Genomic DNA, 17,689 nt, shown 5'->3' on the forward strand with positions numbered 1-17,689 from the left:
TCTGTTTAGGGGCTACAACTTCAAACAATTATTTTACTGGATTTTCTGACACTATTGGGGTGAATTTTGGAACACGGGACGAGCTGCGTCATTCGACTGCATTTCCCGTCCCGCGTTCCGGCGGCATTTAAATATCAGCGCACCGGCTTCTTCACCCTGAACCATGCCGCATACAGCGCCGGCAGGAACAGCAGGGTCAGCGCCGTCGCCACCACCAGCCCGCCCATGATCGCCACCGCCATCGGACCCCAGAACACGGAGCGCGACAGCGGAATCATGGCCAGGGCTGCGGCGGCTGCGGTCAGCAGGATCGGCCGCGCACGGCGCACGGCCGCCTCGACGATGGCGTCCCAGGCTTCCACACCGTTGGCCCGGTCCTGTTCGATCTGGTCGACCAGGATCACCGAGTTACGGATGATCATGCCGAACAGCGCGATCACGCCCAGGTTGGCAACGAAGCCGAACGGCCGTCCGAGCAGCAGCAGCGCCATGGCCGCGCCGGCGATACCCAGCGGGCCGGTCAGGAAGACCAGCAGCGCGCGCGAGAAGCTGTGCAGCTGCAGCATCAGCAGGGTGAAGACGACGAACAGCACCAGCGGGATGTTCGCCGCGATCGAGGCTTCCGCATCCGAACTGTCGGCGGCAGCGCCTTCGATGGTGACGCGGTAGCCGGCCGGCAGCTTCGAACGGATCCCGGCCAGCTTGGCATCGACCTGGCCGGTCACGGTCGGGCCCTGGATGCCTTCGACCACGTCGGACTGGACCATGATGGCCCACTCGCGTCCCTGGCGCCAGACCACGCCCGGCTCCCAGACGAGCTGCACGCGGGCGACCTGGCCGATGGTCACGGCGCGCCCGGAGGCGGTCGGGACCAGCGCCTCCTGCAGGCGGGTGATGGTCGAACGCTCCTCGACCGGCTGGCGCACCACGATGTCGATCAGGCGGTTGGTTTCGCGGAACTGGGCGATCGGGGTGCCGGTCAGCGTGGTGTTGACCACGCGGCGCACTGCCTGCGAGGTCACGCCGAGCGCGCGCAGCTTGTCCTGGTCGAGGTCCAGGCGCAGGACCTTGACCGACTCGTTCCAGTTGTCGTTCACGCCCACCGTGTTCGGATTCGCGCGCATCACTTCCTTGACCTGGTCGGCGACCGTGCGCACGACGCCGATGTCCGGGCCCAGCACCTGGAACTGCACCGGATACGGCACCGGCGGGCCGTTTGGCAGCAGCTTCACTCGCCCGCGCACCTCGGGGAACTCGGTCTCGAAGACTTTTGTGATCTTCAGGCGCAGCGCCTCGCGCGCCTTCGCATCGACTGGCAGCACCACCAATTGGGACACGTTCGACTGCGGGAAGATCTGGTCCAGCGGCAGGTAGAAGCGCGGACTGCCGGTGCCCACATAGCTGGTCACACTCTTGACGCCCTGCTGCTTACCCAGCCAGGCTTCGAAGCGCTTCACCACCGCTTCGTTCGCCTTGAAGCTGGTGCCTTCGGGCGACCACATCTCCACCATCAGCTCGGGGCGGCTGGAATCCGGGAAGAACTGCTTCTCGATGAAATTAAAGCCGAACACGCCCAGCGCGAACACGCCCAGGCTCAGGGCGATGGTGGTCTTGCGCCATTCGACGCAGCGGTTCACCAGGCGGCGGAAGCGCTGGTACATGGGCGTATCGAACACGTCGTGATGGCTTTCGCCATGGGCGTGCGGCTTCACCTTCAGCAGGATGAAGCCGATGTAGGGCGTGAAGACCACCGCCACCACCCAGGAAACCAGGAGCGCGATCGCGTTCACCGAGAACATCGAGAAGGTGTATTCGCCGGCCGCCGACTTGGCCAGGCCGATCGGCAGGAAGCCGGCGGCCGTGATCAGCGTGCCGGTCAGCATCGGCATGGCGGTCGAGGTGTAGGCGAAGGTGGCAGCCTCGAAGCGCGACAAGCCCTCCTCCATCTTCCGCACCATCATTTCCACCGCGATGATGGCGTCGTCCACCAGCAGGCCGAGGGCGATGATCAGGGCGCCCAGCGAGATCTTGTGCAGCGAGATGTCGAGGATGCGCATGAACAGGAAGGTGATCGCCAGCACCAGCGGAATGGTCAGGGCCACCACCAGGCCGGGCCAGATGTCGACCCGCAGCTTCGGCTTGGTATGCAGGCCGAGCGAGAGGAAGGACACGATCAGCACGATCACGACCGCCTCGATCAGCACCTTGACGAATTCGCCCACCGAGTCCTGCACCGCGCGCGGCTGGTCGGCCACGCGTTCGAGCTCGATGCCGACCGGGAGCTGGGAGCGGATGCGCGCGACGGTCTCGTCCAGGCCCTTGCCGAGCTGGATGATATTCCCGCCCTTCTCCATCGACACGCCCAGGCCGATCACTTCCTTGCCGTTGTAGCGCATCTTGTCCTGCGGCGGATCCTGGTAGCCGCGCTTCACAGTGGCGAAGTCGCCCAGGCGGAAGGTGGTATTGCCGGCCCGGAGCTGCAGGTTCTCGAGCTGCTCGAGCTGGCGGATCGCGCCGGTCACGCGCACCTGCAGGTTGTCGGTCGGCGTCACCAGCACGCCGCTCGCCTCGATCTGGTTCTGGGTCTGGATCTGGTTGACGATCTGCTCGAAGGGGATGCCCAGCTGGGCGAACTTCTTGCTGGAGAACTCGATATAAACCTTCTCGTTCTGGACGCCGAACTGCTCGACTTTCGATACCAGCGGCACGCGCAGCAGCTGCTGGCGCACGAAGTCGGCATAGTCGCGCATCTGCGCGTAGGTGAAGCCGTCGCTCGACAGCGCGAAGATCGAGCCATAGGTGTCGCCGAATTCGTCGTTGAAGAAGGGGCCGATCACGCCCTGCGGCAGGGTGCCGGCCATGTCGCCGATCTTCTTGCGCACCTGGTACCAGGTCGGGGTGGTTTCCTTGGGCGGGGTCGATTCGCGCAATTCCAGGATGATGGTGGTCTCGCCCGGCTTGGAGAAGCTGCGGATGCGGTCCACGTAGGGCGTTTCCTGGAGCTTGCGTTCGAGCGGATCGGTGACCTGCTCGGCCATCTGCACCGCGGTCGCGCCCGGCCACACGGCGCGCACGACCATGGCGCGGAAGGTGAAGGGCGGATCTTCGTCCTGGCCCAGCTGCTGGTAGCTCAGCACGCCGAACACCAGCAGCGCCGCGATCAGGTAGCGCGTGAGCGGGATATGTTCCAGCGCCCAGCGCGACAAGTTGAAGCCTTTCATTTGGCGCCCCCGCCCGAGACGGCCGCTTCGGTGTCGGCACGGCGCGAGACGTCGGCGGTGAGGATGCGCACCTTCTGCCCGTTCTTGAGCAGGTGAACGCCGGCGGTCACGACCTGCTGCCCGGCCTGCACGCCGCCGCCGAGGATCACGTCGTTATCCACCTGGCCGGCCACCTGCACCGGCACCATGCGGACGGCGCCCTTCTCCACCACCCAGACGCTGGTGTTCCCCTGGTTCTGCACCAGGGCCGACAGCGGCACGCGCAGCGCGGTGGCGCCGCTGCCACTTGCAATCTGCACGGTCGCCGTCATGCCGAGACGGACATCCGGACGAGCCGGGATCGCCACCTTGACCGTGTAGGTACGCGTCGCAGGGTCGGCCACCGGCGAGACTTCGCGGATCTTGCCGGGGATCGTCTCGCCCTGGTTGGCCCAGAGGCGCACGCTGACATCGCTGGTCTTGCGCAGCAGCTCGACCTTGTTCTCGGGGATACCGATCACGACTTCCTTTTCGTCGGTGCGGGCCACCCGCGCCACCGGGGCGCCTGCGGTCACCACCTGGCCGACTTCGGCGTCGATGCCGGTCACCACGCCATCCGCGTCCGCCGCCAGGCTGGCGTAGCCGGCCTGGTTGGCCTGGCCGCGGAAGGCCGCGCGCGCGGCGTCGACATTGGCCTGGGCCGCCTTGAGGGTGCTCTGCTTGGTATCCAGCACGGCCTGGCTGACGAAATTCTGGGCGCGCAGGTTCTGGTGGCGCTTGTAGTCGGCCTGGGCCAGGTCGCGCTCGGTCTCGGCGGCGCGCAGGGCGGCCCTGGCCTGGCTCTCGGCCAGGCGCAGGTCCTGGGGATCCAGCCGCATCAGCACGTCGCCGCGCTTGACCGTGGCGCCGACGTCGACCTTGCGCTCGACGATCTTGCCGCCCACCCGGAAGCCCAGGCGCGATTCGTAGCGCGGACGGACGTCGCCCGAGAACTCGAGCCGCTCGCCGACCGTGTCCGCGGCCAGGGTGACCGCGCGCACCGGGCGCACGTCTTCGGTCTTCGGAGCAGGTTTGTCGCAGGCGGCGAGGAAGCTGGCAAGCAGGGGTATCGCGATGGCGGCGCGCAGCTGGCTGGGGGAGAGTCGGGCGAACACGGGGAATCCTTGGTTGGGTCGATCGGCGACAAAAGGCGCTGGCGGGTCGTGCCCGGCCGGGCCTTACATTGATACTTTTGATTCTTCTGCAATTATAATCATGCAAGTACAAAAATAATTGACTTTAGAGTCAATACTCAATTCATGGCCGTCGATCACTACGAGAACTTCCCCGTCGCCTCCTTCCTGCTGCCGCGCCGCCTGGTGCCCGCCGTCGAAGCCATCTACGCCTTCGCCCGCAGCGCCGACGACCTGGCGGACGAAGGCGATGCCGCTCCGGAGGAGCGCCTGGCCGCGCTCCAGGCTTACGAGCGGGAGCTCGATGTGATCGCGGCCGGCAAGGCGGTGCACAACCCGCCAAAGGATCCGATGTTCGCCCGCCTGGCGGCGGTGGTCGCCGACTACCGCCTGTCGGTGGAGCCGATGCGCGACCTGCTGTCGGCCTTCCGCCAGGACGTGGTGACCCACCGCTATGCCGACTACCCCGCCCTGCTCGATTATTGCAATCGCTCCGCCAACCCGGTCGGCAAGATGATGCTGGCCCTCTACGACGCCGACGACGCCCGCAACGTGCGCGATTCGAACGCCATCTGCACCGCCCTCCAGCTGATCAACTTCTGGCAGGACGTCGCGATCGACCTGGCCAAGGGCCGGATCTACCTGCCACAGGAAGACCTGGCCAAGCACGGCGTGAGCGAGAGCGCCCTGCAGGCCGGCAGTTTAGAGGGCGGCTGGCGGCCGCTGATGCGCTTCGAGGTGGAGCGGGCGCGCGCCCTGATGCTGTCCGGGGCGCCGCTGGCGCGCCGCCTGCCGGGCCGCATCGGCTGGGAGCTGAGGATGATGATCCAGGGCGGCCTGCGCATCCTGGACGGGATCGAGGCCGCCGACTACGACGTCTTCCGCCAGCGCCCTGTGCTCAAGGCGCCCGACTGGCTGGCGATCGGCTGGCGCGCGCTCTGGATGTAGGAGCCAGCTTTCCCACTCGCGTCCTTGGGTCCGCATCGGCTAAGATAGCGGATTCGCATCGCCCTATCCCTAAAAGAACTACATGTCTCCTGACGAATACTGCCAGCAAAAGACGCTCCAGAGCGGCTCCAGCTTCTATTACAGCTTCCTGTTCCTGCCGCCGGAGCGCCGGCGCGCGATCACGGCGCTGTACGCCTTCTGCCGCGAAGTCGACGACACCGTCGACGACGCGACCGACCAGTCGGTGGCCCGCATCAAGCTGGCCTGGTGGCGCACGGAAGTCTCCGCCATGTACAAGGGCGCGCCCACCCATCCGGTGACCCAGGCCCTGCAGCCGCACGTGGAACCGTACAAGCTGGAAGAAAAGCACCTGCTGGCCATCGTCGACGGCATGGAAATGGACCTGGACCAGAGCCGCTACCTGGATTACGCCGGCCTGCAGCGCTATTGCTGGCACGTGGCGAGCGCGGTCGGCATCCTGTCGGCCAGCATCTTCGGGTACACCAATCCGCAGACCCTGGCCTATGCCGAGAAGCTCGGCCTGGCCTTCCAGCTGACCAACATCATCCGCGACGTGGGCGAAGACGCCCGCAAGGGCCGCATCTACATCCCGGTCAACGAGCTCCAGCAGTTCAACGTCACCGCGGCCGACCTGCTCAACGCCCGCCACAGCGACAAGTTCGAGGCGCTGATGCGCTTCCAGACCGAGCGCGCCCAGCGCACCTACGACGAAGCCCTGGCCCTGCTGCCGAAGGAAGACCGGCGCGCCCAGCGCCCGGGCCTGATGATGTCGTCCATTTACCGCACCCTGCTCGACGAGATCGAGCGCGACGGCTTCCATGTGCTCACCCAGCGCATCTCGCTGACGCCGCTGCGCAAGCTGTGGCTGGCGTGGAAGACCTATGTCCGTGCCTGAAACCGGCCTCAAGGTCCTGGTCGCCGGCGGCGGCTGGGCCGGCTGCGCGGCGGCGGTGGAACTGGTGCGCCAGGGCGCGCAAGTGACCCTGGTGGAAAGCGCGCGCAGCCTCGGCGGCCGCGCCCGCGGTGTCGAGGTGCGCGGACGCATGCTCGACAACGGCCAGCACATCCTGCTCGGCGCCTATGGCGAAACCCTGCGCCTGCTGCGCAGCGTCGGCGTCGATCCCGAGGCGGCCATGCTGCGCCTGCCGGTGCAGATGCGTTACCCGGTTGGCGGTACGGGCATGGATTTCGCCGCGCCGCGCCTGCCCGCCCCGCTGCACCTGCTGGCTGCCCTGCTGCGCGCCAAGGGCCTGGCGCGCGCCGACAAGATGGCCCTGGCCCGCTTCACCACGGCCGCGCGCTGGATGGGCTGGCAGCTGTACACCGACTGCCCGGTGGCCGAACTGCTGGAGCGCTTCGACCAGACCGAGCGCCTGACCCGGCTGCTGTGGCGGCCCTTGTGCATCGCCGCCCTGAATACCCCGCCCGAGCGCGCCTCGAGCCAGGTCTTCCTGGCCGTGCTGCGCGACAGCCTGGGCGCCAGGCGCCGCGCCGCATCCGACATGCTGCTGCCCAAGCTGGCCATGGGCGCGCTGTTCCCGGAAGCGGCCGCTGCTTTCCTGGGCCGCAAGGGTGCCGCCGTCCATACCGGAGTCAAGCTGGCGGGCATGGCGCCCACGAGCGACGGTCGCTGGACGGCCGAGCTGACCGGCGAATCCCCTGCCGATCCGGTCTACGACGCCGTGGTCCTGGCCACGCCGCCCTGGCAGACGGCGGCCCTGCTCGCCCCGCATGCCGCCACCCAGGAGCTGAGCGCCCAGCTGGACGGCTTCGGCTACGAGCCGATCGCCACCTGCTACCTGCAATACGCCCCCGGCACCCGCCTGGACTTGCCCTTCTATGCGCTGGAAGACGCTCCGGCGGCGGGACGCTGGGGCCAGTTCGTATTCGACCGGGGCCAGCTCGACGCCACCCAGGACGGCCTGCTGGCCGTCGTGGTCAGCGCCGCGCTGGACGCCGCCGCCCTCCCGCAGGAGGCCCTGGCGGCAGCCATCGCCGGCCAGCTGGCGCATGATTTCCGAAACGAAACTCTTGCCAAACCGGACTGGACCCAGGTGATCACCGAGAAGCGCGCCACCTTCTCCTGCACGCCAGGCCTGGCGCGCCCGGACAACGGCACACCCCTGCCGGGCGTCTTCCTGGCGGGCGACTATACCGCCAGCGACTATCCCGCCACCCTCGAAACCGCGGTGCGCAGCGGGGTTGGAGCCGCGACGGCCATCCGCGCCTACGGCACCCTGCCCCGCGAAAAGCGCAGCCTGTCGCACACCGATGGCGCCCGGGAGTCCGATTCCGTAAGGTAGCAACATCGAAACAGGTCTTACGGAAGATGATCATGTACCTACAACTCGGATTGCGGACGATCGCGTTGCTGGCCCTGGTGGCCGTCAGCACGATGGTGCTGGTGATGCCGGAACTGATCGGCGGCGCGGACCACGGCGTGTCGGTGGCGCTGAGCACGATCCCGGTTGTCGGCCACCATTGATCGGTCGCTACTGTTTCACGACGTAAATACACGCATCAAACGCATCAAAACGGAGTCATTCACCCATGGGCAAACTGGAATACCTCGACGCGCTCAAGCGGGCCATGTTGGGCCTGCCGCCCGAGACGCAGGCCAAGACCCTGGCCTGGTACGAGCAGCGTTTCGTCGACGGCAACGCCGCAGGCCGCCGCGAGCAGGAAGTCGCGGACGAGCTGGGCGACCCGCGCAAGGTCGCGGTCTCGCTGCGCGCCAGCGTCCACATGGACGCCTTCAAGGAAAAGAAAAGCCCGACCAACATCCTGCGCATGGTAGCCTCGGCCGCCGGCCTGCTGGTCTTCAACCTGTTCATGGCAATTCCGGCCGCCGTGTATGCATCCCTGCTGGTGAGCCTGTACGCCTCTGCTTTCGCCTTCTACGTGGGCGGCATCGCGATCACGGCCAGCGGCCTGGCCGGCGCCAATGAACTGGTCCTCAACGGTCCGCTGCACCGCGTGACCATCAGCGACGACGGGCATGAGCGCCAGAATGTGCAGACCCGCATCTCGATCGGCGAGACCGGCATCCACGTGTACGAGGAGAAATCCGCCGATCCGGTCATGGACGGCGGCGATCCCGATGCGGAGAACGAACCGGCCCATTCGCGCGTGATCCGCGGCGCCGAGGCCGTGGCCGAGCGCAAGATCCAGATCACCACCGACCTCGACCCGGAGTCGCGCACCACCCAGACCCTGTTCGGTTCCGGCCTGGTGCTGGGCGGGATCGCCCTGTTCCTGATCTCGATCGTGATCACCAAATACACCATCGTCGGCGTGCGCCGCTACGTCAAGATGAACCTCTCCCTGCTCAAGGGAAGCTGAAGGAAGCGCCATGCGAGGACTGTTGAAAATCGGATTCAGCCTGCTGCTGCTGGCCTGCGTGCTGATCGCCCTGAGCTACAGCATGCTGCGCGCCAACGGCGTCAGCGCCGCCAGCGAAGGCCGCCAGGTCGTCACCGAAACCCGTGAAGTGCCGCCCAACGTCAATGCCATCGAGCTGAACGGCCCCATCGACCTGAATCTGCGCTACGGCGCCACGCCTTCGCTGAAGGTGCGCGGCGAGCAGCGCCTGCTGAGCAATATCGAAGTCAAGGCCGAAGGCGCGGTGCTCAACGTCGGCATCCGCGGCATCGTGCTGCGCCACCGCCAGCCGCTGGAAGTCGAGCTGGTGCTGCCGGCCCTTACCAGCGCCACCATCGACGGCAGCGGCGACAGCAAGATCAACGGCTTTTCCGGCGAAAGCATCGAGGTGCGGCTGGAGGGTTCGGGCAGCGTCAAGTTCAACGGGCGCTTCCGCAAGGTCGAGGCAGGCCTGAATGGCAGCGGCGACCTGGACGTGAATGCGGGCGCCTCCATCGACCGTCTCGATGCGGAACTGATGGGATCGGGCCGCATGACGGTGGTCGGCACCGCGCGCGAACTGGACGCCCGCGCCAGCGGCTCCGGCCAGCTCGACGCCCGCGACCTGCGCGCCCAGCGCGTGAACGTGTCGCAGACCGGTTCGGGCAGCAGCACGGTGCAGGCACGCGCCTCGGTAATGGCCTCGGTCAGCGGCAGCGGCGACATCGAAGTCCTGGGCAATCCGGACGAGCGCAGCATCAGCCGGACCGGCAGCGGCACCGTCTCGTTCGAAGAATAAAGCAATACGGCTGCGTTTCGCGCCGCATGGGCTGCGTTTCACGCCGTCCTCCAACGCTTCGTCGCACGTTTTCCCCACGCGGCCCAGGTGCTGGCACAGTGGTGCCATCGACAACAACGATGGAGCCATCGTGCTGATCCAGATCCTGAGCCACACCCCCGCCTACGTCTGGGCGATCCTTGCCTTCCTGATCTATCGCGGGGTCGCGGCCATGCGCGAACGGGAGCTCACTGCGCGCCAGTTGACCGTCATCCCCATTGTCATGCTGTGCCTTTCATTGCAGGACATCGCGGCCAGGTTCGGCCTGCACCTCATGCCCCTGTTCACCTGGCTGCTCGCTGCGGGCGGCGCCGCGTTCTTCGTCTGGAGGTTCGCGGCTACCCGCATCGTGGTCCGGACAGCGGGCCTGCGCATGCAAGGCAGTGCGGCGCCGCTGGCGATGATGCTGGGCGTGTTCGTACTCAAGTATGCGGCATCGGCCGCCTGGGCGCTCGCGCCGCAGCTCCATCACGATCCGATGTTTGCCGGCGCCGTATGCGGTTTGTTCGGAGTCTTGAACGGCTGCTTCCTGGGCGCGATGATCCGCGACCTTGCCGTCTACCGGCGCGCAGCAAGCCAGGCCAGCGCGTCTTTGCCGGCCGCCCTGCCGCCCGCGAAGCAGGCGGTCAGCAGGTAGCCGCCGGTCGGCGCCTCCCAGTCCACCATCTCGCCGGCCACGAACACGCCCGGCAGCGCGCGCAGCATGGCGCTGCCGCCGTCCAGTGCATCGAAGCGCACGCCGCCGGCGCTGCTGATCGCCTCGTCGATGGGGCGCGGCCGCAGGAGGGTCAGCGGCAGCGCCTTGATCGCGGCCGCCAGGCGCGCCGGGTCGGCGTACTCTTCGGCCGACAGGCATTCGCGCAGCAGCCCGGCCTTCACGCCCTTGAGGCCGAGGCGGCTCTGCAAGTGGCTCGACATCGAGCGCGAACCGCGCGGATGCGTCACTTCGGCCAGCACGCGCTCGGCGCTGTGATCGGGCGCCAGATCGATCCATACGGTCGTCTTGCCCTCGCGGGCGATCTGGTCGCGCAGCGGCGCCGACAAGGCGTACACCAGGCTGCCCTCGATGCCGGTCTGGGTGACGACGAACTGCCCCTTGCGGCGTACCATCTCCCCATTGTCGTCACGGTAGGCCAGCGCGGCTGTCGTCAGCGGTGCGCCCGCATGGCGGCTGCTGAAATGCTCGCTCCAATCGGTATCGAAACCACAATTGGCGGGAACCAGGGGCGCCACGTCCACACCCTTGCCGCCCAGCAGCGGCGCCCAGGCGCCGTCCGAGCCGAGCCGCGCCCAGCTGGCGCCGCCCAGGGCGAGGATGACCGCGTCGGTCTGCACGATCAACTCGCCATCCGGCGTCGCGACGCGCAAGTCCTTGCCCTCCCAGCCGGTCCAGCGGTGCCGCATGTGGAAGCGCACGCCGCATTCGCGCAGCCGGTGCAGCCAGGCGCGCAGCAGGGGCGCGGCCTTCATGTCGGTCGGGAATACGCGGCCCGAGCTGCCGACAAAGGTATCGATCCCCAGGCCATGGATCCAGGCGCGCACCTGCTCCGGCGTGAAGTCGTCCAGCCAGCGCTGGACCTGTCCGCTGCGACCGCGATAGCGCGCCACGAAGGCGGCGTAGGGCTCGGAATGGGTGATGTTCATGCCGCCCTTGCCCGCGAGGAGGAACTTGCGCCCGACGGAAGGCATCGCGTCGTAGACGTCGGCCTGCACGCCCCCTTCGGCCAGCACCTCGGCCGCCATCAGGCCTGCGGGGCCGCCGCCGATGACGGCGACGCGAACGGGGGTCGGGGAAGACTGGCTCATGGCTGGGGGAGGAAACAAGGGAGCAGCATTGTAGTCGAGTTTGCGCGGCGCCGGCACTTTGTAAAGTTTGCTTGACACCAAAGATCTTGCCGTCTACGATGTAAAGCATACTTTACTAACTGCGGGGTGTCATCATGCATGAGCAACGTGTCGCGAAGGCGTATTACAAGGAGCTGGGCGGCTCGATCGTCCTCTACAGCCTGCTGCTGGCGGCGGCGATCCGGTTCGGGCGTCCCATGGAGGACGGCCCGGCGCGCACCCTGGTCCTGCTCTCGCCCATGCTCGGCTTCGGCCTGGCCCTGTGGGCCATCGCGCGCCACTTTTCCCGGGTCGACGAATACATGCGCATGTTCCTGCTGGAGTCGGTCGCGCTGGCCGCCGCGATCACGGCGGGCCTGACCTTCACCTACGGTTTCCTCGAGACAGCCGGCTTTCCGCGGCTGTCGATGTTCACCGTCTGGTGCGTGCTGTGCGGCGCCACGGGGCTGGTGTGTGTCCTGCGCCGCATCCTGAACCGATGAAGAACCGCATCCGCGAACTGCGCGCCGAGCGCGGCTGGAGCCAGGCCGACCTCGCGCAGCATCTCGACGTGTCGCGCCAGAGCGTGAACGCGATCGAGACCGGCCGCTACGACCCGAGCCTGCCGCTGGCCTTCGCCATCGCGCGCCTGTTCGGACTACCCGTCGAATCCATCTTTTCACCCGACCCGGAGACCGCATGAAAACTTCCATCCTGTTCGCCTTGGCGCTCGGTGCCGCGCTGCCCCCGGGCGCCGCGGCCCAGCAGCCGGGCAGCCCGCCGCCCAATCGCTTCGCGGCGACCATCGCACCGGCCGAACGCTTCGAGATCCAGGGCATGCTGGTCGAGCGCCACGGCAGCAAGGGCCGCCCGCTGGTCCTGATTCCCGGCCTGTCCAGCGGCGCCTGGGTATGGCAGGACCTGGTCCGCCGTTTCAGTCCCGACTACACCGTGTACGTCGTCACCCTGCCCGGCTTCGACGGCCGCCCGGCGCCTGCCGGCGCGCCCTTCCTTGAGGCCCGTGCGGCGGTGGCGGAGCTGGTGACCAGCCGCCGCCTCGACAAGCCGGTCCTGGTCGGCCACAGCCTGGGCGGCGCTCTCGCCTTCGCCGTCGCGGCGGACCTCGGCAACCGGGTCGGCGGCGTGGTCTCGCTCGACGGCCTGCCGGTGCTGCCGGGGACCGAGAACGCACCGCCGGAGCAGCGGCCGCAGCTCGCCACCGGGCTCCAGGCGCGCCTGGCGTCCGCCCCTCCGGCCGCCTATGCCGAGCAGCAGCGCCAATACATGCGTACCCAGGGCGTGCTCGACATGGGCAAGGCCGACGACCTGACGCCCCTGCTGCTGCGCAGCGACCGCGGCGCCGTCGGCGCCTACATCGCCGATGTGATGACGCTCGATCTGCGGCCCGAGCTGCCGAAGATCAGCGCGCCGGTCCTGGTGCTGGCGCCCTACTTCGAGCCCGATGCGGCGCAGGACGGATTGACCGTTGGCGCCCGGCTGGAGCACTATCGCAGTCTGCTGCCCGGCCTGGCCTCCGCCGATGTCCAGCCGGTGGCGCCGGCCCGCCATTTCCTGATGATCGACCAGCCCGACCTGGTGGCCGAGCATCTCCGCCGTTTCCTCAACCGCCGCTGACAAAGGATCCACCATGCGTTCGATTACCTACTGGGCCGGGCAATACCTCCTGGCCGCCAGCTCGATGTTCGCACTCATCTCGCTGATCGACTACCTGAGCGGCAAGAGCTTCACCGCCACCTGGCCGGCCACGCTCGGCTGGTCCTGTGCGGCGGCGGCGATCTTCGTCGCCTCGCGCTACCGCCAGGCGCGCGCCGGCGCGGCCTGCGCCCTGTGCGAGGACGGCAAGCCGGCCGCCAAGCCGCGGCGCTGAAGCGTTCATCCTCCGGATTACGTCAATACGCGAACTGCCAGGCGGCGGGATACTGCCGCCTTGGCACGCCCGTGCTTTGCAAAACCTACAAGATTCTGCTTGACAATAAAGACAGCAGGAATATTCTTGTACCCGCCATGCAGACGATGAGCTCCCGCTCGAACGAGGGGCCACGATTTGCGGCAGTCCGTTAAAACATCTTGGAGGATGTGTATGTCGGTAATGACCCGCAGGGCCGTTTTGGGCGCGCTCGCGTCCAGCCCTCTCTGGATGCAGTCCGCATGGGCGCAGCCAGGCAATTTGAAAATCTCCCATCAGTTCCCGGGCGGCAGCATCGCCCAAGGCGACTTCCGTGACCGGCTGTGCCGCATGTTCGCGGCCGAGGTCGAGAAGCGCACCCGTGGCGGCATGAAATTCTCGATCTACCCGAATTCCTCGCTGATGGGCGCCAACGCCCAGATCGGCGCGCTCAAGGGCGGCTCGCTGGACATGGCCCTGGTGCCGCTGTCGTATGCCGGCGCCGAAGCGCCGGAGGCCAACATTGGCCTGATGCCGGCCCTGGTCACCTCCTACGAGCAGGGTTACGCGTGGAAGGACGCCCCGGTGGGGCGCGAGCTGTCGCGCATCCTGGCTGAGCAAGGCCTGGTGATCGTGAGCTGGATCTGGCAGGCCGGCGGCGTCGCGTCGCGCGGCGCGCCGATCGTCAATCCGGAAGACGCGCGCGGCCTGAAGGTGCGCGGCGGCTCGCACGAGATGGACCAGCTGCTGCGCGACGCCGGCGCCACCGTGGTCGACATGCCGTCCAACGAGATCCAGGCAGCGCTGCGCAGCGGCGCCCTCGATGCGGCCCTGACCTCGTCGACCTCCTTGATTTCATTCCGCCTGCACGAATCGGCCAAGTCGCTGACCACGGCGCGCGGCGGCTCCTACTGGTTCATGTTCGAGCCGCTGATGATGTCGCGCACGGTCTTCGACCGCCTGACGAAGCAGCAGCAGGCGGCCGTCATGGCCGTGGGTGCGGACCTGGAGAAGTTCGCGCTGCGCGCCGCGCAGGCGGACGATGCGGCCGTGGCCTCGGTCTACCAGCGCGCCGGCGCCAAGGTGACCGACATGAACGCCGAGTCGCTGCGCAAGTGGCAGGCGGTGGCGCGCACCACGGCGTGGAAGGAGTTTGCGGAACGCAGCGACAACTGCGCCAAGCTGATGGCCCTGGCGGAGCAGTCGATCGCCGTGATGTAGGCCTAGCCGCCCGTGACCGGGGGGAAGAACGCCACTTCGGCGCCCGCTTCCACCCTGGTCTCCGGGCCGCACATGACCTGGTTGCAGGCCATGCGCACCGCGCGCTGCGGCGCCAGGGCTTCCGCCCACGGCCCGCCACGCGTGACCAGCAGGCCGCGCACGGCGCCGACCGTATCGACCTCGCCGGGCAAGTCCACCGATTCCTGGCCGATCCCCACCGCCTCGCGCACCGAGGCGAAATACCGCAAATTGATCTTCATGGCGCTCCTTAATGCTGCAGTTCGGCGAAGGGAATGAAGCGCACCAGGTCGCCCGCGGCGATCGGATTGCCGGGCGGGTTGTCCACCAGCCCGTCACCCCAGACGGTCGAGGTCAGCACGCCCGAACCCTGGTTCGGGAACAAGTCCAGTCCGCCGGCCGAATTGATCCGCACGCGCAGGAACTCGTTGCGGCGGTCGGCCTTGGTCCAGTTGAAATCCGCGCGCAGCATGTAGCCGCCGGGTTCCACCGGCCCGCTCACGCCCTGCAGGCGCAGCAGGAAAGGCCGCACGAACAGCAGGAAGGTGACGAAGCTCGACACCGGATTGCCCGGCAGGCCCAGGAAGAACGCTTCACCCACCTGGCCGAATGCGAGCGGCTTGCCCGGCTTGATCGCGATCTGCCACATGTTCAGGCGGCCTTCCGCTTCCACCGCCGGCTTGATGTGGTCTTCCTCGCCGACCGACACGCCGCCGGAGGTAATGATCAGGTCATGTCCCTGCGCCGCTTCGCGCAAGGTGGCGCGGGTCGCTTCCAGCGAATCGGGGACGATGCCGAAGTCGCGCACCTCGCAGCCGAAATTCTCCAGCAGGCCGCGCAAGGTGAAACGGTTGGAGTTGTAGATGGCGCCCGGCGCGAGCGGCTCGCCCGGCATGGCCAGCTCGTCGCCGGTGAAGAACACGGCCACCCGCAGGCGGCGGCGCACAGGCAGCTTCGCCAGGCCCACGGAGGCGGCCAGTCCCAGCTCCTGGCCGCGCAGGCGGGTGCCGGCCGGCAGGATGACGGAACCGGCCACGATGTCCTCGCCGGTACGGCGAATCCATTCGCCTTCGCGCGGCGTATGGCGCACGGTGACGCTGTCGCCCACGGCTTCGCACTGCTCCTGCATCACCACCGCGTCGGCGCCCAGAGGAATCAGGGCGCCGGTGAAGATGCGGGCGGCGGTGCCGGGTTCCAGGGGCTGGCCCACGCTGCCGGCCGGGATGCGCTGGGCCACGCGCAAGGTGGCGCTGCCGCCGGCGCAGTCCGCGGCGCGCACCGCGTAGCCGTCCATCTGCGTGTTGTCGGCCGAGGGCACGTCGAGCGTGGACAGGACGTCTTCGGCCAGCACGCGGCCGTTCGCTTCCAGGGTCGGCACGTTCTCCACGCCGTCCACCGCGCGCGCGGCGTCGAGCAGGAAATCCAGCGCTTCGCGGCGCGAGAGCATGGGCGGCTTCATGTCACAGTCCCGTGTGTTCGGAAATATAGGCCTTCATGCGGTCCACATCGGGCGGCATCACCACGAAGCGCTGCGGCAGCGCCTCGATATTCTCGAAGCCGGCCGGACGATCGGCGTCCTTGCCCAGGGCTTCGACGATGGTTTCGTTGAACTTGGCGGCCAGCGCGGTTTCCAGCACGATCATCGGCACACCGGGCTGCATGTGCTCGCGCGCCACCTTGACGCCATCGGCGGTGTGGGTGTCGATCACGATGCCGTACTTGGCCGCCACGTCGCGGATGGTCGCCAGGCGGTCAGCGTGAGTCGAGCGGCCCGACTGGAAGCCAAACTTGCCTACGTGTTGGTACTCGTCGCCGTCGCTGCCCGGCGCGCCGGACAGGTCGAAGCCGCCATGGGTCTCGACCTTGCGGAACAGGTCGTGCGTCCGGTCGGCGTCGCGGCCCACCAGTTCGTAGACGAAGCGCTCGAAGTTCGAGGCCTTCGAGATGTCCATCGACGGGCTGCTGGTGTGGAAGGTCTCCGAGGACTTGCGGACGCGGTAGACGCCGGTGCGGAAGAACTCGTCGAGCACGTCGTTCTCGTTGGTGGCGGCCACCAGCTTGTCGATCGGCAGGCCCATCATGCGGGCGATGTGACCGGCGCAGATGTTGCCGAAGTTCCCGGACGGGACGGTGAACGAGACCTTCTGGGAGTTAGTGGTGGTCGCCGCGAGATAGCCGCGGAAGTAATAAACCACCTGGGCCACGACGCGCGCCCAGTTGATCGAGTTGACGGTGCCGATCTTGTGGCGGGCCTTGAACGAGAGGTCGTTCGAGACGGCCTTCACCAGGTCCTGGCAATCGTCGAACACGCCTTCGACGGCGATGTTGAAGATGTTCGGGTCCTGCAGGCTGAACATCTGCGCGGTCTGGAAGGCGCTCATTTTCTTGTGCGGCGAGAGCATGAACACGCGCACGCCGCGCTTGCCGCGCATCGCGTACTCGGCGGCGCTGCCGGTGTCGCCGGAGGTGGCGCCGAAGATGTTCAGTTCGTCGTTGTTCTTGGCCAGCGCGTACTCGAACAGGTTGCCGAGCAGCTGCATGGCCATGTCCTTGAAGGCCAGGGTCGGGCCGTTCGACAGCGCCTGCAGCACCAGGGTGCCGCGCTCGCCCTCTTCCAGCACGCGCAGCGGCGTGATCTCGGCGGCGGATTCGCCGGCGCGGGCGTTGCGGTAGACCTCAGGGGTGTAGGTGCGCGCGGTCAGGGCCTTCAGGGCGGCGTCCGGGATGTCGGTCGCAAACTTGCGCAGGATCTCGTAGGCCAGCTCAGCGTAGCTCAGCTTGCGCCAGGCGTCGAGCTCGGCGCCCGTGACCTGAGGGTACTCGGTGGGAAGATACAAGCCGCCGTCGGGCGCAAGGCCGCCAAGCAGGATGTCGGAAAACAGCTGGGGATTGCGTGCTGCGGACGCGCTCGTCGCGCGGGTGGACACATAATGCATACAGTAGAAAATCCGGTTGGGGGCTCACGTTGAAACTTTATTATAGTGTGAGGCGGCCGAAATGTATGCTGTGCTGCAAAAAAGTGGGGTTGGGTGAATAAAATTTAGGGTTTGGTGGGGACTGAAGGGGGCGTTAATGGTGCGCTGCGGACTTGGGTCCCGGCCTTCGCCGGGACGACGTGCTGAGGGAGCGGGCCTACGGCATCGATCTGGTACGGATACTCAAGACCGTCGTCCCGGCGAAG

18 protein-coding genes are annotated in these 17,689 nt (G+C 67.4%); 12 read left to right on the top strand and 6 right to left on the bottom strand.

All coding sequences use genetic code 11. From position 1 onward, the window contains the following. Positions 1 to 134: 134 nt before the first annotated feature. Both KBW95_RS20035 and KBW95_RS20040 read right to left on the bottom strand, forming a co-directional pair. Complete coding sequence (locus KBW95_RS20035) at positions 135 to 3,221, bottom strand: efflux RND transporter permease subunit (RefSeq protein WP_211522740.1); 3,087 nt, start codon at positions 3,219 to 3,221, stop codon at positions 135 to 137. Next, positions 3,218 to 4,354, bottom strand: coding sequence for an efflux RND transporter periplasmic adaptor subunit (locus tag KBW95_RS20040; RefSeq protein ID WP_211522739.1), 1,137 nt, complete (start codon positions 4,352 to 4,354; stop codon positions 3,218 to 3,220). The genes KBW95_RS20035 and KBW95_RS20040 overlap by 4 nt, the downstream gene beginning before the upstream one ends. 144 nt (positions 4,355 to 4,498) lie before the next feature. Here KBW95_RS20040 and hpnC point away from each other — a divergent pair, with 144 nt between their 5' ends. The 7 genes from hpnC (at position 4,499) to KBW95_RS20075 (ending at position 10,176) form a co-directional block, all read left to right on the top strand. Continuing rightward, positions 4,499 to 5,320, top strand: a complete 822-nt coding sequence (gene hpnC, locus KBW95_RS20045) for a squalene synthase HpnC (protein ID WP_211522738.1) — start codon at positions 4,499 to 4,501, stop codon at positions 5,318 to 5,320. Between the two features lie 82 nt (positions 5,321 to 5,402). Further along, the gene (gene hpnD / locus KBW95_RS20050; protein ID WP_211522737.1) at positions 5,403 to 6,236 is read left to right on the top strand and encodes a presqualene diphosphate synthase HpnD; all 834 of its coding nucleotides are present in this window, start codon (positions 5,403 to 5,405) and stop codon (positions 6,234 to 6,236) included. Then, complete coding sequence (hpnE, locus tag KBW95_RS20055; RefSeq protein WP_211529167.1) at positions 6,223 to 7,644, top strand: hydroxysqualene dehydroxylase HpnE; 1,422 nt, start codon at positions 6,223 to 6,225, stop codon at positions 7,642 to 7,644. Before hpnD ends, hpnE begins: the two co-directional genes overlap by 14 nt. Positions 7,645 to 7,676: 32 nt before the next feature. Next, positions 7,677 to 7,826, top strand: coding sequence for a hypothetical protein (locus tag KBW95_RS20060; RefSeq protein WP_211529175.1), 150 nt, complete (start codon positions 7,677 to 7,679; stop codon positions 7,824 to 7,826). Between the two features lie 65 nt (positions 7,827 to 7,891). Further along, a complete protein-coding gene (locus KBW95_RS20065) occupies positions 7,892 to 8,683 on the top strand; it encodes a DUF1700 domain-containing protein (protein ID WP_211529168.1) in 792 nt (263 codons plus the stop codon). Positions 8,684 to 8,693: 10 nt separating this feature from the next. Then, positions 8,694 to 9,500, top strand: coding sequence for a head GIN domain-containing protein (locus tag KBW95_RS20070; protein WP_211522734.1), 807 nt, complete (start codon positions 8,694 to 8,696; stop codon positions 9,498 to 9,500). Positions 9,501 to 9,630: 130 nt separating this feature from the next. Further along, positions 9,631 to 10,176: a DUF6622 family protein gene (locus tag KBW95_RS20075; protein ID WP_211522733.1), complete on the top strand. Its 546-nt coding sequence runs from the start codon at positions 9,631 to 9,633 to the stop codon at positions 10,174 to 10,176. Here the strand turns inward: KBW95_RS20075 and KBW95_RS20080 are convergent. Continuing rightward, positions 10,098 to 11,345, bottom strand: coding sequence for a TIGR03862 family flavoprotein (locus KBW95_RS20080; RefSeq protein WP_211529169.1), 1,248 nt, complete (start codon positions 11,343 to 11,345; stop codon positions 10,098 to 10,100). The genes KBW95_RS20075 and KBW95_RS20080 overlap by 79 nt on opposite strands. Positions 11,346 to 11,479: 134 nt before the next feature. Here KBW95_RS20080 and KBW95_RS20085 point away from each other — a divergent pair, with 134 nt between their 5' ends. The 5 genes from KBW95_RS20085 (at position 11,480) to dctP (ending at position 14,490) form a co-directional block, all read left to right on the top strand. After that, positions 11,480 to 11,866 (top strand): hypothetical protein, encoded by a 387-nt coding sequence (locus KBW95_RS20085; RefSeq protein ID WP_211522731.1) that lies wholly within the window; start codon positions 11,480 to 11,482, stop codon positions 11,864 to 11,866. Next, positions 11,863 to 12,066, top strand: coding sequence for a helix-turn-helix transcriptional regulator (locus KBW95_RS20090; protein ID WP_211522730.1), 204 nt, complete (start codon positions 11,863 to 11,865; stop codon positions 12,064 to 12,066). Before KBW95_RS20085 ends, KBW95_RS20090 begins: the two co-directional genes overlap by 4 nt. Next, entirely contained in the window at positions 12,063 to 12,998 is a 936-nt protein-coding gene (locus KBW95_RS20095) for an alpha/beta fold hydrolase (RefSeq protein WP_211522729.1), read from the top strand. The genes KBW95_RS20090 and KBW95_RS20095 overlap by 4 nt, the downstream gene beginning before the upstream one ends. A 13-nt stretch (positions 12,999 to 13,011) precedes the next feature. Continuing rightward, positions 13,012 to 13,251, top strand: a complete 240-nt coding sequence (locus KBW95_RS20100) for a hypothetical protein (protein ID WP_211522728.1) — start codon at positions 13,012 to 13,014, stop codon at positions 13,249 to 13,251. A 213-nt stretch (positions 13,252 to 13,464) separates the two neighbouring features. Beyond that, positions 13,465 to 14,490 (top strand): TRAP transporter substrate-binding protein DctP, encoded by a 1,026-nt coding sequence (gene dctP, locus KBW95_RS20105; RefSeq protein WP_211522727.1) that lies wholly within the window; start codon positions 13,465 to 13,467, stop codon positions 14,488 to 14,490. A 2-nt stretch (positions 14,491 to 14,492) separates the two neighbouring features. Here dctP and moaD read toward each other — a convergent pair whose 3' ends face one another. The 3 genes from moaD to thrC are packed head-to-tail and all read right to left on the bottom strand — an operon-like array spanning position 14,493 to position 17,444. Then, on the bottom strand, positions 14,493 to 14,750 hold the full coding sequence (moaD, locus tag KBW95_RS20110; protein WP_211529170.1) for a molybdopterin converting factor subunit 1: 258 nt from the start codon (positions 14,748 to 14,750) through the stop codon (positions 14,493 to 14,495). Positions 14,751 to 14,758: 8 nt separating this feature from the next. After that, positions 14,759 to 15,955: a gephyrin-like molybdotransferase Glp gene (gene glp, locus KBW95_RS20115; RefSeq protein ID WP_211529174.1), complete on the bottom strand. Its 1,197-nt coding sequence runs from the start codon at positions 15,953 to 15,955 to the stop codon at positions 14,759 to 14,761. 13 nt (positions 15,956 to 15,968) lie between these two features. Next, positions 15,969 to 17,444 (bottom strand): threonine synthase, encoded by a 1,476-nt coding sequence (gene thrC, locus KBW95_RS20120; protein ID WP_211529171.1) that lies wholly within the window; start codon positions 17,442 to 17,444, stop codon positions 15,969 to 15,971. Positions 17,445 to 17,689 lie beyond the last annotated feature (245 nt).

Source organism: Massilia sp. ZL223 (assembly GCF_018119395.1).
Lineage (GTDB): Bacteria > Pseudomonadota > Gammaproteobacteria > Burkholderiales > Burkholderiaceae_D > Telluria.